This window comes from Hydrogenobaculum sp., assembly GCF_049967395.1.
In the GTDB taxonomy this organism is placed as follows: domain Bacteria; phylum Aquificota; class Aquificia; order Aquificales; family Aquificaceae; genus Hydrogenobaculum.
The window spans coordinates 17,795-32,548 of the sequence record NZ_JBMFST010000011.1 but is presented as its reverse complement, the minus strand read 5'-3'; the positions used below and the strand labels follow the sequence as shown (position 1 = coordinate 32,548).

At 36.0% G+C, this 14,754-nt stretch carries 14 protein-coding genes; all 14 read right to left on the bottom strand.

The window, feature by feature from the left end; all coding sequences use genetic code 11:
* Window positions 1-95 precede the first annotated feature (95 nt).
* The gene (locus ACP5S8_RS02890) at window positions 96-1,184 is read right to left on the bottom strand and encodes a KamA family radical SAM protein (protein ID WP_461875613.1); all 1,089 of its coding nucleotides are present in this window, start codon (window positions 1,182-1,184) and stop codon (window positions 96-98) included.
* A complete protein-coding gene (gene lepA / locus ACP5S8_RS02885; protein WP_461875611.1) occupies window positions 1,181-2,980 on the bottom strand; it encodes a translation elongation factor 4 in 1,800 nt (599 codons plus the stop codon). Before lepA ends, ACP5S8_RS02890 begins: the two co-directional genes overlap by 4 nt.
* On the bottom strand, window positions 2,980-3,960 hold the full coding sequence (locus ACP5S8_RS02880; protein ID WP_461875610.1) for an Rpn family recombination-promoting nuclease/putative transposase: 981 nt from the start codon (window positions 3,958-3,960) through the stop codon (window positions 2,980-2,982). The genes lepA and ACP5S8_RS02880 overlap by 1 nt, the downstream gene beginning before the upstream one ends.
* 3 nt (window positions 3,961-3,963) lie before the next feature.
* Window positions 3,964-5,148: a formate-dependent phosphoribosylglycinamide formyltransferase gene (gene purT / locus ACP5S8_RS02875; RefSeq protein WP_461875609.1), complete on the bottom strand. Its 1,185-nt coding sequence runs from the start codon at window positions 5,146-5,148 to the stop codon at window positions 3,964-3,966.
* Between the two features lie 13 nt (window positions 5,149-5,161).
* A complete protein-coding gene (gene dxr / locus ACP5S8_RS02870; protein WP_461875608.1) occupies window positions 5,162-6,289 on the bottom strand; it encodes a 1-deoxy-D-xylulose-5-phosphate reductoisomerase in 1,128 nt (375 codons plus the stop codon).
* A complete protein-coding gene (locus ACP5S8_RS02865; RefSeq protein ID WP_461875607.1) occupies window positions 6,286-6,684 on the bottom strand; it encodes a DUF4149 domain-containing protein in 399 nt (132 codons plus the stop codon). The genes dxr and ACP5S8_RS02865 overlap by 4 nt, the downstream gene beginning before the upstream one ends.
* Window positions 6,681-6,962: a hypothetical protein gene (locus ACP5S8_RS02860; protein WP_461870848.1), complete on the bottom strand. Its 282-nt coding sequence runs from the start codon at window positions 6,960-6,962 to the stop codon at window positions 6,681-6,683. The genes ACP5S8_RS02865 and ACP5S8_RS02860 overlap by 4 nt, the downstream gene beginning before the upstream one ends.
* Window positions 6,959-7,291, bottom strand: coding sequence for a hypothetical protein (locus ACP5S8_RS02855; protein WP_461870847.1), 333 nt, complete (start codon window positions 7,289-7,291; stop codon window positions 6,959-6,961). The genes ACP5S8_RS02860 and ACP5S8_RS02855 overlap by 4 nt, the downstream gene beginning before the upstream one ends.
* 1 nt (window position 7,292) lies before the next feature.
* The gene (locus tag ACP5S8_RS02850) at window positions 7,293-8,432 is read right to left on the bottom strand and encodes an NAD(P)H-dependent flavin oxidoreductase (protein WP_461875605.1); all 1,140 of its coding nucleotides are present in this window, start codon (window positions 8,430-8,432) and stop codon (window positions 7,293-7,295) included.
* Between the two features lie 64 nt (window positions 8,433-8,496).
* Window positions 8,497-10,017, bottom strand: a complete 1,521-nt coding sequence (gene purH, locus ACP5S8_RS02845; RefSeq protein ID WP_461870845.1) for a bifunctional phosphoribosylaminoimidazolecarboxamide formyltransferase/IMP cyclohydrolase — start codon at window positions 10,015-10,017, stop codon at window positions 8,497-8,499.
* Window positions 10,018-11,898: an acetate--CoA ligase gene (gene acs / locus ACP5S8_RS02840; protein WP_461875604.1), complete on the bottom strand. Its 1,881-nt coding sequence runs from the start codon at window positions 11,896-11,898 to the stop codon at window positions 10,018-10,020. It lies immediately after the preceding gene.
* A gap of 30 nt (window positions 11,899-11,928) precedes the next feature.
* On the bottom strand, window positions 11,929-12,471 hold the full coding sequence (locus ACP5S8_RS02835; RefSeq protein ID WP_461875603.1) for a ComF family protein: 543 nt from the start codon (window positions 12,469-12,471) through the stop codon (window positions 11,929-11,931).
* 112 nt (window positions 12,472-12,583) lie between these two features.
* Window positions 12,584-13,837: a hemolysin family protein gene (locus ACP5S8_RS02830; protein ID WP_461871093.1), complete on the bottom strand. Its 1,254-nt coding sequence runs from the start codon at window positions 13,835-13,837 to the stop codon at window positions 12,584-12,586.
* Window positions 13,830-14,573: an ABC transporter ATP-binding protein gene (locus ACP5S8_RS02825; RefSeq protein WP_461875602.1), complete on the bottom strand. Its 744-nt coding sequence runs from the start codon at window positions 14,571-14,573 to the stop codon at window positions 13,830-13,832. The genes ACP5S8_RS02830 and ACP5S8_RS02825 overlap by 8 nt, the downstream gene beginning before the upstream one ends.
* Window positions 14,574-14,754: the final 181 nt, after the last annotated feature.

Sequence of the window (14,754 nt, the reverse complement as noted above, 5' to 3'; positions counted from 1 at the left end):
GGACGATATAGCTTATAGATTAACTTGTGCAGTCAAAGTTTCTTATAAAATAATCTTGTTTCACCTTTAATAAATATACTATAACTTTTAAACGACTATTCGGTGATAACAACTTTTGTCTTATCAAAAGCTATAAACTCGTAAGAACCATCTTCAAGCTTTTTAAAATAGTTTGGTACCATAGGGACTTTACCTTTACCGCCGGGAAGGTCTATTGCGTATGTAGGTATACCAAATCCACTAAGCCTTCCTCTCATGTAATCCATAATTTCTAAACCCTTTTCTATGGACGTCCTAAAGTGAACTGTGCCAGTGATAGGATCGCAGTGGAAGAGGTATTGGGGTTTTACTTTTATGCTTAATAGCTTTCTCATCAGTTCAAGCATAACCTCTTTATCATCGTTTACATCTTTTAAAAGCACAGCCTGGTTGTTAACGGGTACTCCAGCCCTTAAGAGGTTTCTTATAGCTATCTTGGTCTCTTCTGTTATTTCGTTTGGGTGGTTAAAATGGGTGTTTATCCAAAGTTTGTCGTATTTTGATAGTATATCAAGAAGTTCCTCATCGTAAAGGCGCTGAGGAAGGGTGACTGGTACCCTTGAACCTATTCTTATTACTTCAAGATGTTCTATAGAAGATAGGTTATCTAATATATATCTTAGTTTTTCGTTGTCCAAAGTAAGAGGGTCTCCTCCTGATATCAGCACATCTTTTACGGTTTTTTGGCTTTTAATATAATCAAAATAAACGTCTAAAAGCTCTTTCGGAGTGGCATGAGTACCCTCTTTGAAAATACGTTTTCTCATACAGTGTCTGCAATATACACCGCAGTAAGAGGTAACGCTTATAAGCACTCTATCTTCGTATCTATGAGTAAGGCCTTTTATAAAAGTTTCTTCGTTTAAAGCGTTTGGATGAGAGTTTTTTTGGGCTTTTTCATCTATTTCAAGAGGGCTTGGGACTATTTGAAGTCTTATAGGGTCTTTTTTGTCTTTTTTGTCTTTTACAAGCGATAGATAATAAGGAGTTACGGCAAATGGGTATTCGTCTGATACTTTTTCAAAAAACGCTATCTCTTCTTCAGTTAGTTCTATATATTTTGATAGTTCTTCTAAAGTGGTTATGCGATTTTGAAGCTGCCAGCGCCAGTCGTTCCATTTTGATATATCGGTTGTTTTTATCATTGAGCTTTTAAAACGCTTAAAAACGCTTCTTGAGGTAAAGATACTTTTCCAAATTGTTTCATGCGTTTCTTACCTTCTTTTTGCTTTTCTAGGAGTTTTCTTTTCCTTGATATATCACCGCCGTAACACTTTGCGGTGACGTTTGCCCTCATGGGCGGTATTCTTTCTGAGGCTATAATCTTACTACCTATAGCCGCTTGGACGTTTATCTCAAAAAGCTGTCTTGGTATGGTCTCTTTTAGTTGTTCCACCAAAGCCCTTGCTTTTCTATAAGCCTTATCCCTATGCACCAAGAATGAAAGAGCATCTACGGGCTCTTTGTTAATCATAATAGTTAGCTTTACCAAGTCCGATTCTTTGTATCCTAAAAATTCATAGTCAAAAGACGCATAGCCTTTAGAGGCAGATTTTATTTTGTCGTGAAAATCCACTATTATCTCTTGAAGTGGCATCTCATACTCAAGCAACGCTGTATTTTGGTCAAGATAAGAAAACTTTACCTGAATACCTCTTTTATCTTGGCATATGTTTATTATATTTCCTACATAGTCTTTGGGGGTGATGATAGTGGCAAGTACATACGGTTCTTCTATGTATTCTATAAGACCAAAGTTGTCTGGTACGTCGTTGGAGCTTTTAACCTCTAAAATATCTGGTTTGTTTTTGAGCTTTAGTCTATATACAACGCTTGGTGCTGTTGTGATGACATCTATATTGTATTCTCTTGAGAGTCTTTCTTGAACTATTTCCATGTGTAAAAGCCCTAAAAACCCGCATCTAAACCCCATACCTATAGCAGGCGATGTCTCTGGCTCGTAGGTGATAGCTGCATCGTTTATAGAGTATTTTTCTAAGGCATCCCTTAACTCTTCAAAGTTTGAATCTTCGGTGGGATAAAGCCCTGCAAACACCATAGGTTTAGCGGTTTTAAAACCAGGTATCGCTTCTTTAGTAGGATTTGACTTTAACGTGATGGTATCACCAACTCTTATATCTCTCACATCCTTTATAGAAGCTGCTATATACCCAACGTCTCCGGCTTTTAATATAGGAAGCTTTGTCATTTTGGGGGTTTGAGCACCCACTTCAGTAACTTCAAACTCTTTGCCCGTTGAAAATAGCTTTATCCTATCTCCTACTTTCAAAGACCCATCAAATATCCTAACAAAAGCTACGGCACCTCTATACGGGTCGTAGTAAGAGTCAAATATGAGGGCTTTTAAAGGTGCGTTTTCGTCTCCTTTTGGCGGTGGTATTCTTTTGGTTATAGCCTCTAAAATCTCTTCTATACCTATACCTTCTTTTGCAGAAGCAAGTATAGCCTCATCTGGGTCTAACCCCAATATGTCTCTTATTTGAAGTTTTATGCGATCTGGGTCTGCCGCTGGTAAGTCTATTTTGTTTATTACAGGTATTATAACGAGATTTTGCTCAACGGCTTTCCAGAAGTTTGCCACCGTTTGTGCTTCTATACCTTGGGAAGCATCTATCAAAAGCAATGCCCCTTCGCAAGCCGCTAAAGATCTAGACACCTCATAAGAAAAATCTACGTGTCCCGGCGTATCTATAAGATGTAGCGTAAAATCTTTATTTTGGATTTTGCTATGATAATTTATTTTTACCGCTTGAAGTTTTATAGTAATACCCCTTTCTCTTTCTATATCAAGAGTATCAAGCATTTGATCTTTTTTTTCTCTATCCGTAATAGCCCCGCAAAACTCTATAAGCCTATCTGCCAATGTTGATTTACCGTGATCTACGTGGGCTATTATTGAGAAGTTTCTTATGTTTTCCATCAGATACTATTTAAATAACTCCTTAGTTCTTCTATTGATTTAAAAGCAAGTATCTTAAATGTAAGATCTTTTAGCTTATCATAGTCGTTTATATTATTTAGCTTAGATTCTATGTCTAATATATCCTCTTGCTGAAAGTAGTTTCTTACCATACCAAGTATAATTTCTCTAATGGCTTTTATCTCACCTTCTTTTATACCCTCTTTTTTTGCATACTCCATAGCATCTTCAATTAAGTTTTTCATACTTATACCTCCTTGAGATAACTCTAATAATTTATCATTTAGCTGTTTAAAGTCAACTCTGTTTGTTTTATAGAGTTCTATAAGAAAAAGCTTTAGCGTACCTTTATCTGATATATGGGTATATATCTCTTTTATAGCAATATCAAAAGATTCCATATTAGCTATAAATTCTACGAGTTTTATATAAGCATACAATTCTAAACTTCTTATTAAAACCTCTTTTTCTATATCTTTGAAATCTTTTGGTGTAATTAATAAATATTCAAAGTCAAATATATATTTCTTCAAATCCTCATCTATAACTTCATCATAGACAATAGAAGTTGGGATATTCCATTCTTTTTCCCCTACATATACCGCTATGGGTACTATTTTAGGAATTTCCTTCCCTTGCCTTTTCGATTCGTTGAATTTAGAAGATATATAGGATAAGAGTTGAGCTGATATGTATTTGTCTTGATAAGACTTGTGCTCAAATATGAAGTACAACTCTATCTTCTTATTAGTATTTTTCAACTTTATCTCGCAAGCCATATCGTAGTGAGTTTTTAGTTCTTGATCGGTATTGTAACTCTCTGTATCTATAAACGTTATAGTTTCAAAATCTAAATGCTTACTAAGTACTGGATATTTTACCTCTATAAGAGCTTGAATGTTTTCTTTTTTCTTCATCAGAGTTTTAAAGATATAATCTGAAGATGGTATGTTTTTATCATAGTTTTCTAAATAAGACATAAGTTATATATTCTCTTCTATCATCTTTACAGAGCTTGCCACTTTTTTAGCGTTTTGACGAGCTGTTTCTATGTCGTTTGCCAAAGCCAAAGCCACCCCCATGCGTCTTTTTGGTCTTGTGATGGGTTTGCCAAATATTCTTAGTTTTGTGTTTGGTATAGAAAGAGCCTCCTCAAGGTTATCGTAAGTTGGAATAACACCGTCCGTTTTTGCATGAAAGCAATAAGACGCTCCGGCTCCTAAAAGCTCAATATGTATGGGAAGGCCCAGTATAGCCCTAAGATGTATTTCGAATTCAGACATGTTTTGAGAGATCATCGTCACCATACCAGTATCGTGAGGTCTTGGAGATATCTCGTTAAATATGACTTCATCTTTTCTTACAAAAAGCTCACATCCAAATATACCATATCCACCTAGTCCTTCTACAACAGTTTTTGCAATGTCTTGGGCTTTTTGTAAAAGCTTTTCATCCATAGGATGAGGTTGCCAGCTTTCGTAATAGTCTCCTTCTACCTGTATATGGCCTATGGGAGGACAAAACAAAATACCTTGATTCCTTGTCCTTACAGTAAGCATTGTAATCTCGTAATCAAAATCTATAAACTCTTCTACTATTAGCTCTTTTGAATCACCTCTTGCTTTTTCTTTTGCTATATAAAAAGCTTTTTCCAAATCCTGTTCTTTATAAACTATAGACTGACCTTTTCCCGAAGAGCTCATTACCGGTTTTACCACCACAGGATAACCAAGTTCGTTGGCAGCTTGTTTTAACTCTTCAAACGTATTTACAAATTTATACTTAGAAGTAGGTAAACCAAGCTCTTCAGCGGCAAAACGCCTTATAGCTATACGGTTCATCGTGTATTTTACAGCTTTGGCACAAGGGACTATATTAAAACCTTCTTGTTCTAACTCTATAAGGGCATCTGTGTTTATAGCTTCTATCTCGGGGACTATAAAATCTGGGGCTTCCCTGTAAGCTATGCTCTTTAGAAGCTCTTTATTCTTCATATCTATAACGTAGTATCTTTGGGCTACTTGTTGGGCTGGAGCATGCTGATAAGAGTCTACAGCCGCGACCTCAATACCGAGTCTTAAAGCCTCAATAGCAAACTCTTTACCAAGCTCACCTGAGCCAAGAAGCAATATTTTTGTAGCGTTGTAAGATAGTGGGGTGCCTATCATATATTATATTTTATCACACCCTATGATTTGATAATTCCAATATTTTTCTTTTACCAAACTCTACAGCTTTTAGTATATCCTCTAAGTCTTCCTCTATATGAAAATTCACAGAAGAAAGCACTTTCTCTATCAAAATCGGTATATCTAAAAACCTTATTTTATCTTCTAAAAATAGTTTTACAGCTTCATCATCAGCTCCCAAAAGCACAGACACGTAAGGATTTCCCATAGAGGCTACCCATTCGCAAACATCAATAGCCCTAAACAAATCCCTTTTAGGCTTTTCAAAACTAAGACAAGAAATAGATGCTAAATCTAACCTATTGAAAGTGTAGTCTATCACATCAGGATAAAAAATAGCATTTTGAATGGGAAGCTTCATATCAGGGAGTGACATGTTTGCTACAAAAGAGCCGTTTTCAAGCTCTACAACAGCATGCACTATGCTTTGAGGATGTATGAGTATTTTTATATGCTCAAGCGGTATATCAAACAAAACGCTTGCTTCTATAAGCTCAATACCCTTGTTCATCAAAGTAGCGGAGTCAACGGTTATTTTTGGCCCCATCTTCCAGTTTGGATGTTTTAAAGCCTCTTCTTTTGTGACATTTCTAAGCTGCTCTTTAGTATACTCTCTAAAAGGACCGCCAGAAGCCGTTATGTATAAGTTCCTAACGTGTTTATGGCTTTTAAGAAGCTCAAAAGCGGCGTTGTGCTCACTGTCTACCGGTATCACCAAGTCTATATTCTTCTTTATAAGATTTGGCATGCATAAAATCGACTCTTTGTTGGAAGCAAGGAGCATTTTTTTTGCTTTTAGTATGTTGTAAGTGGCTTTTATGCCGGAAGTCCCAGATATAGCGTTTAAAATCCTATCAGAGTGCTCTATTATAGCCTGAAGTCCCTCTTCTTCGTTAAGATATCTAGAATACTTTGAAACTTCCTGAAGCCAATCTTTAGAAGGGGTTTCTACACTGAAAACAAACTCAGGTTTAAACTCCTTCGCCTCTTCCAAAAGCTCTTCAGAAGCCCGGTATGCACCTATGCCTACAAGCTTAATTTTGTCTTTATGCGCTCTTACAACATCTAGTGCGTTTTTTCCAATAGTGCCAGTAGAACCTAGTATACCAAGTCTTATCATAGCAAGCTTAGTATTATAAAAAAGCTATTTACCATTTGTATAAGGTTTAATATCATACTAAAAGCGTGTAAACGAAGAAAAGCATGATAATCTACATGTTTTAAAAACGAAGCCTCCGGCAGTATGAAAGTAAGAAAAGCTATAAAAATAACTATATTTAGCACCAAAAAAGCAAAGTTTTTTCTAAGGGTTGGTTTTTCACTAAAAAATAAAATAAAAAAACTCATAATAAATATAAAAAGCCCAATACCAAAATACATTGGAAATATTTTTGCGACTACATCACCAGCCAAAAAAGTGGAAAGCGTATCAAAAAGAGTAGGAGCCACGTCAAAGCTAAAAAACAAACTTACGCCAAACCATGTGCTTATCATAAAAAGAACTATGTTGTTCATAACAAAGAAAGTATATCCTTATATATGTTGTTTATATTTTCAAAGTTTATGGGCTTTTCTAACAAAAAAATACTGTTTTGTATATCAAGAACATTTATCCTATCTATATCGGAGTCTTTTATAAAAACCTTGGCTCCGTCAAAAGAAGCAGTTTTTTCATAGGAAGGTTCATTTTTTATATAAGATATAAAGCATTTTATGTTGTTTAAGTTTAAAAGCGTCCAAAGGTAGATAAGCTCTCTTAGCTTTTGCTGTCCTACCATCACAAGGTAAATCATTCAAGCACTATACCCTTTTGATAAACTTTCCATCTCGGAGGGGGAAGCGTTGTAGAGCAACCCAAAGAGCTAGTGTCGTATATTTTAAAAGCTTTTGGTTCTTCTTTATCGGCCACAAACACAAAAATAGTGTTGCTTGGCATAAGAGTAAGAGTTTGCTTCCAGGAGTTTATTTCGTTTGCTATCTCTAAAAGTCGGTGTTTTATTTGGTCTTTCGAAAACTCTTCCTTTGTTTTTGATTTTGTATCTTCTATAATCCAAGCCTCACCAGAGACTTTTTGTATGATATTTAAAAAATCTTCATCCTTTAAAAGCCCATAAAACCTCAACTTACATCACCTCTGTAAAGGTCTCTTTTTTGTCTACAGTAGGGTCTGGTATCTTACCGGTGAGCATATCTATAAGCTCACAAACAGATATAATACCTTGTTTTTTCAACTTGTATCCGTTGGCACCGCTTATAAAAATACCTTCTTCCACATTCCCAAGGCAAGCAGCTCCAAGCCTATCGGCTATACAAAAGCCTACTTTCTTAGCTTCTTCTCCATGCTTACAAGGAGCCACACAATCAGACACGCAGCCTTTCCAACCGTTATGACCGTTTAAAAGCTTTTCTACAAAAGGAGTTTTTACAACCCTCAAAGGATATCCCACTGGAGATTTTAACAGTATTATATCTTTTTCTTCAGCGTTTAAAAGAAGCTCCTTGTATACAAGAGGAGCATCGCTTTCTTTCGTTACTGCAAACCTGGTAGCCATCTGCACACCAGCTGCCCCTCTTTGAATATAGGTTTTTATATCGTTGTAATCCCAAACACCTCCTGCCACTATAAGAGGTATATTACCCCATTCTTGGGCTTCTTTGTAAACCTCATCAAACAAATTTTCAAGTTGAAACTCCGGCTTAAAACAATCTTCATATTTAAAGCCTTGATGACCACCAGACATAGGCCCTTCTAAAACTACAGCGTCTGGCAACCTGTTGTAACGTTTTTTCCATGTTTTAGCTATAAGGTTTAAAGCTCTAGCAGAAGATACTATGGGCACTAAAGCCGTGTCATATCCTTCTGTATATTCTGGCAATTTCAATGGAAGCCCAGCCCCAGATATGATCAGATCAGCTCCAAACTTAGCAGCTTCGTTTGCCACTCTACCGTAATCATTTATAGCAGATAATATATTTACACCTATGGCGCCCTTGCCACCAGCTATTTCTTTAGCTTTTTGAATAATGAGCCTTAAAGCTTCGCTGTTGTGAGCGTTTTCAGTACCTATTGGCCTTCCAAACTTATCTTTTTTAACAAGCTCTAAAAATCTATAGCCTGTGCCTACAGACGAAACAACGCCAACTGCACCGCAGGATGCAACAGCCCCTGCTAGTTTTTCCCAAGAAATACCTACGCCCATACCCCCTTGTATAATAGGTATCTCCACCTCTATATGCCTTATTCTAAGCGGTGGTAATTTCATACAAAACCTCTCACGTTATTGGATATAAATAAAATATAAAAACAATTTTTAAATTTGCAAAGCTTCAATGTCTGAAATGCCTCATATGAGTAAATATCATAAACATGTTATACTCGTTTACAGCCTCTATAACCTCCTTATCTCTTATAGAACCTCCAGGTTGTATGGTACCTGACATCCCTTCCTCGGCAGCTATATCTATGCTATCTCTAAACGGGAAGAAAGCATCTGAGGCTACCACGGCACCTTTTAAATCGTGTCCAAAGTTTTTGGCTTTTCTTATAGCACTTCTAAGAGAATCTACCCTTGAGACTTGACCAGCACCTATGCCTATAGTTTGATTATTTTTGGCTATTACTATTGCGTTTGATTTTGTCCATTTTGCCACTTTCCAAGCAAATATAGCATCCTCTAGTTCTTGCTCGGTAGGTCTTCTTAACGAAACCACCTCTATGGATTCGTAAAGCTTATCATCTATATCCTGTACTAAAAAACCGCCAGATATACTTCTTACATCAACCCTCTGATTATAGTTTTTATACCTTACCAACCTTAAATTTTTCTTTTTAGAAAATTCCTGAAGGGCTTCTTCGGTAAAATCTGGAGCTACAACTATCTCGTAAAAATGCTCTGTAATAACCTTAGCAACCTCTTTATCTAAAACTCTGTTGAAAGCTACTATACCACCAAACGCCGCCTCCTCATCACAATGAAAAGCTTTTTTGTAAGCTTCCAAAAGATTGATATCTGTAGCTACGCCACTTGGATTGTTGTGCTTTACGATAGCACAGCAAGGATTGGAAAACTCTGATATAAGCTTTACAACAGAATCAACATCAAGATAGTTGTTGTAAGACATCTTTTTACCTTGAAGCACGTCAGCTCGTACAACACCATTCTCTTCTAACGGATTTTCGTATAGATAAGCTTGTTGATGTGGATTTTCACCGTATCTCAATTCATCTTTCAAAAACATCGGTATAGTATGATGTTTAAAATCTTTTTCCGAAAAGCCAAACAATTTGGAAAAGTAATTAGCTATAACAGCATCATAGTAAGATGTTAACCAAAAAGCTTTCAAAGCTAAATATTTTTTGTCTTGTTGAGATATAGCATTCATCTTGAGCTTTTCTATAAACCAAGAATAATCTTCAACATCTGTAAGTACGCTAACTCTTTTGTGATTTTTAGCAGCGGCTCTTACAAGAGCAGGCCCTCCTATATCTATAAACTCTATGAGAGCATCTATATCCTTTAGCTCTTTCATCTTATTTTCAAAAGGATATAAATTTACTACCACTACATCAATAGGTTCTATAGAGTTTTCTTTTATTTCTTCTAAATCTTTTTCTACGTCTTCTCTAAACAAAATACCGCCATGTATAGCAGGATGAAGCGTCTTTACCCTACCGCCCAATATCTCTTTAAAACCCGTTACCTCAGATACTTCTACAGCATCAATCCCAGCATTTTTTAGGTATGTATACGTACCACCGCTGGATAAAATCTCATAGCCTTGATTTACAAGCTCTTTAGCCAGTTCTAAAATACCGGTTTTATCGTATACTGATATAAGCGCTCTCATCTAGTCCTCTAAGGTAGATACATCACCTATGTCAAGACCAAGCTCCTTAGCCTTTAATACCCTTCTCATAATCTTACCGCTCCTAGTTTTTGGCAGTTTATCCACAAACTCTATCTCTTCTGGATAGGCTATAGCCCCAAGTACATGTTTTACATGCTCTTGAATACTCTTTTTTAGTTCATCAGAAGGATTATAACCTTGTTTTAGTATTACAAAAGCCTTTATACGCTCACCCTTTATCGGGTCTGGCTTACCTATAACTGCCGCTTCTGCCACAGCTTCATGGTCTACTATGGCACTTTCTACTTCCATAGTGCCTATACGATGACCAGCCACAGAGAGCACATCGTCGGCTCTACCCACTATCATAATATAACCTTCTTCATCTATAGAGCCCAAGTCATCGGCGTTGTAAACATTACCTGGTATCTCAGTCCAATATTTTTTGTAGCGCTCTGGCTGTCCCCAGCAATCTCTCATCATAGAGGGCCACGGCCTTTTTATGACCACATAACCTACGGTATTTGGAGGTACTGGATTGCCATTTTTATCTACTATAGCAACTTCAATACCCGGAAGCGGTTTACCGGCTTTACCTGGTTTCATAGGGTTGCCCGGCAACGTAGTTATCATATGAGCTCCGGTTTCCGTTTGCCACCAAGTGTCTACTATGGCACAATTCTTATGACCTATATGCTCATAATACCAATGCCAGGCTTCTGGATTTATAGGCTCGCCCACAGAACCAAGTATTTTAAGAGAAGATAAATCATGGGCTTCTGGCCACTTTTCACCGTATCTCATAAAAAGCCTAACAGCCGTAGGTGCTGTATAAAACTTGTTTACTCTATATTTTTCTACTATTTTCCACCACGTAGATGGGTCTTTGTAATCAGGAGCTCCTTCAAATATTACGCTTGTAACACCCACTGACAAAGGACCGTAAACTATGTAAGAATGTCCTGTAATCCAGCCTATATCAGCAGTACACCAGTATATATCGTTTGGCTTTAGGGCAAATACGTTTTTTGTGGTAAAATACGCATTTACCATGTATCCACCAGTGGTGTGTATCACACCCTTTGGCTTACCCGTAGTCCCAGATGTATAGAGTATAAACAATGGGTCTTCAGAGTCCATATGCTCTGGTTCACACTCTGGTTTTTGGCTTTTAACAAGATCATAAAAACTTAAAACATTGGCGGGTAGTCCAGCGTTGTCTCTGTCCCAACATATTACATGTTTGACCGAATCAAGGCCTTTTATAGCTTCTAAAGCAGTAGGCAAAAGTTCTACTTTTTTGCCACGTCTTTTTGTATATGTGGCGGTTATTATAGCGCTTGCCCCTGCATCCTCTACCCTTGTCCTTAAAGCGCCTTCGCTAAACCCAGCAAACACCACTTGATGTATAAGGCCTATACGAGCGCAAGCTAGCATGCTGGCCACAGCTTCTACCGTGTTTGGCATGTATATGGATACTCTATCCCCTTTCTTGAGGCCTAAGCTTTTTAAAGCGTTTGCAAGTCTATTTACAAGCTCAAGAAGTTCTCCGTAAGTGATTTTATGCTCTTCTAAATCTTCGTTCACTCCTATGTAAGCTATTTTGTTTCTAAGCCCCTCCTTTATATGTCTATCAAGGCAATTGTATGAAGCGTTTAGTTTTCCATCTAAAAACCATTTGGCATATGGAAAGTTCCACTCTAAAACCTTTGAGAAGGGTTTAAACCATGTGATATCTTTGGCCACTTCAGACCAAAAACCCTCGGGATCTTTTATAGACTTTTCATAAACAGATTCGTAATCTTTTATATGGGCCTCTTCCAATATGTGAGGGGGTGGATTTATCTTTTCCTCCACTTTTAAAAGCACTTCGTCGTTCATAGTTACACCTCCAACCTTTGATAAAAATTATTATACCATATCAATAGCTCTTTTATGGGATGCTATAAAATAAAAATAAACTTCTTTTACAGCATGCATCTTAAGAGTTTTTGCTATTTGAGTAGCAGTAGCTCCAGTAGTTAATATATCATCAAACACTAAAACTTTTTTATCTTCTAAATTAAATACAAACTCCTTTTTTATCTTAAAAGCCCCAGAAACAATACGTTCTCTTTGATTTTTATCTATGCTAAGAGATAGTGGTTTGGTATGTTTTATGCGTTTAAAAATAGATGTATGATCAACATTTAAAGCTTTTAATAAGATATCATTCTGGTCATAACCTCTTTGCCAAAATCTAAAGAAAGATACCGGTACATATGTAACAATATCAGGACTTGCAGACTTTACAAAAGCAAAAAAATCAGCTTTCACAATATCACCTATTATATTTGCAAACAAAGAGGCTTTCTTAAATTTTAAGGCAATTATCATTTCTTTTAAAGCTTTATCGTAGCTACTAAAAATTCTATAGGAATCTATATAAGAAAGATTTTCCTTTTCAAAAAGCATAGGCTTTATAGATGCTATACATTCATCACAAACATAGCCTTGAAATGTGGGTTTAAAATACTTGTTACAACTAAGACAAACGTTGTCCGGTATGTAAAGTTTGTCTAAAATATTAGCTATTCGGCTCTTTATCAGTAGGTATTTTGATGAGAACATGTTCTATCTTTTTACCATCCATTTTATCTACTATAAACTTAAAACCTTTGTATTCAAACTCATCACCTTCTTTCGGAATTTTCCCCATGTTTGCCATTATAAAACCGCTCAGCGTATCGTAATCATAATTCTCAGAAAGTTCAAAACCAACGGTAGCAGCAACTTCTTCTATTGAGGCAGAACCTTCCACTATATAAACATCTGAAGACATCTTGGTAAATTCATCTTCGTCTTCCCACTCTTGAGGTAAATCTCCTGCTAACCATTCAAGTAAATCATGTTTTGTAATGAGTCCAGATATAGCACCGTGCTCATCTACCACCATCATTATTTGACTTGAAGATTTTTTCATCTCTTGAAGTAGATTTTTTATACTCATAACCTCCGGTATAAATTCAATGGGTCTTAAAAAGGTCTCTAAAGTATCATCTTTATGTTGATATACTGGCATAAGGTCTTTTATGTGTATATAGCCAATCACGTTGTCTTTTGTCTCTTTGTATATAGGTATTCTACTGTGCTCATGTTCCAATATATCGTTTATAACTTCCTTTACGGTCTTTGTTGCTTCTAACATAAATATATCTAGCCTTGGAGTCATTATCTCCCTTACTATAGTTTCTCTCATCTCGGATACTTTTTGTATCATTTGGGTTTCTTCTTCTGAAAATTCCGCAGCGTTTGCTGGGCTTTGCATTATATAAACTATATGCTCTAAAGAAAACTTCTTTTCTAAACTTATATTTTCAATACCAAAAAGTTTCAATATCTTTTTCACAGGGACTACAAAAATGTAAGTAAAAGGCTTTGTAACCACGAGATATGGATAAAATATAACCGCGTAAAACTTTAAAAGCTTATCTTTCAAAAAAAGAGCAACATTTTTAGGTATAGTCTCACCAATTAAAAATATCAATATACTAACAAATATGCTCGATAAGAAAACCCATCTTTTGCCTATAGCATTTATCACAAAGCTAGAGCTAACCGAAGATATTAAAACATTTACAAACTCGTTCCCGATGAGCATTGACACCAAAAGAGCTTGCGGGTCTTTAAATATTTTGTCTATTAGTTTTTTATAAAACTTTTTATCCTTTTCTTCTATTATATTAGAAGCACCAAAAAACACAACCTCGGAGGAGGCAAAAAAACCAGATAAAAATATGAGGAATAGTATTAAAAGGCCATCAAGCAAAATACTATCCATAGGAATACTGTTTGCAGTCCAAAGAGTAGCTGTTTAAAAGTTTTTTCGTAAACGCATGTTTTGGGTTTTTAAAAACATCTTCAGTATCACCTATCTCAACTATCTTCCCATCGTACATAACCCCAATTTTATCACAAATCTTTTGTGCAAATTTTATATCGTGTGTAATTAGAAAAAGTGTCTTGTCGCTTTTAACTTTCAAGAATAAAGAGGCTATATTGTTTTTATTAATAGCATCTAAAGAAGAGGTAGGCTCATCGGCTATTACTAGCTCTGGGTTTGTTATGAAAGCTCTTGCTATCGCTACTCTTTGGCGCTCTCCTCCTGATAAATCTCTTATTTTCTTGTAAAAAAGTTCCTCTTTTAAACCAAACCCTAAAACGTTGTCTAATATATTTTTTACATTAAAAGCCAAAGACATTATACGAAGCGGTTCTAATATGGCGTCTAAAACCTTAAAACGTGGATTTATAGAAGACATCGGGTCTTGAGGTATAAAAGATACATGCCTTTGATAATCTTTTATAGCGTATATATCTTTTCCGTTAAAATAAATTTTTCCAGAATCTGGCTTAACAAATCTTAGTATACATTTTCCTAAGGTTGACTTACCAGAACCAGAAGGTCCTACCAAACAAAAAGATTGATTTTGCAATATTTCAAGGTTTATGTTATTTAAAATATAACGACTTTTGTCAAAAGATTTACTCAAAGCTTCTATCTTTAATAAACTCATAAATTAGAAAGGCACCGCGAGGACGCGGTGCAAAAAATCTTGGGAGGGGGAGGGAGGGAGTATCTAAACTCACCTTCGCTTTTTAACTTCATCCTAAAACTTTATGTAAATAATATAAACCAAATTTAGAAATATGTCAATATGAAAAGAAACATATAATAATATCACCAAAATTATGAAA

Bases quoted from the DNA above. Each gene is read 5' to 3' on its own strand.
- ACP5S8_RS02890 (WP_461875613.1), bottom strand. From the start codon at position 1,184: ATGATAAAAACAACCGATATATCAAAATGGAACGACTGGCGCTGGCAG.
- lepA (WP_461875611.1), bottom strand. From the start codon at position 2,980: ATGGAAAACATAAGAAACTTCTCAATAATAGCCCACGTAGATCACGGT.
- ACP5S8_RS02880 (WP_461875610.1), bottom strand. From the start codon at position 3,960: ATGTCTTATTTAGAAAACTATGATAAAAACATACCATCTTCAGATTAT.
- purT (WP_461875609.1), bottom strand. From the start codon at position 5,148: ATGATAGGCACCCCACTATCTTACAACGCTACAAAAATATTGCTTCTT.
- dxr (WP_461875608.1), bottom strand. From the start codon at position 6,289: ATGATAAGACTTGGTATACTAGGTTCTACTGGCACTATTGGAAAAAAC.
- ACP5S8_RS02865 (WP_461875607.1), bottom strand. From the start codon at position 6,684: ATGAACAACATAGTTCTTTTTATGATAAGCACATGGTTTGGCGTAAGT.
- ACP5S8_RS02860 (WP_461870848.1), bottom strand. From the start codon at position 6,962: ATGATTTACCTTGTGATGGTAGGACAGCAAAAGCTAAGAGAGCTTATC.
- ACP5S8_RS02850 (WP_461875605.1), bottom strand. From the start codon at position 8,432: ATGAAATTACCACCGCTTAGAATAAGGCATATAGAGGTGGAGATACCT.
- purH (WP_461870845.1), bottom strand. From the start codon at position 10,017: ATGAGAGCGCTTATATCAGTATACGATAAAACCGGTATTTTAGAACTG.
- acs (WP_461875604.1), bottom strand. From the start codon at position 11,898: ATGAACGACGAAGTGCTTTTAAAAGTGGAGGAAAAGATAAATCCACCC.
- ACP5S8_RS02835 (WP_461875603.1), bottom strand. From the start codon at position 12,471: ATGCTTTTTGAAAAGGAAAATCTTTCTTATATAGATTCCTATAGAATT.
- ACP5S8_RS02830 (WP_461871093.1), bottom strand. From the start codon at position 13,837: ATGGATAGTATTTTGCTTGATGGCCTTTTAATACTATTCCTCATATTT.
- ACP5S8_RS02825 (WP_461875602.1), bottom strand. From the start codon at position 14,573: ATGAGTTTATTAAAGATAGAAGCTTTGAGTAAATCTTTTGACAAAAGT.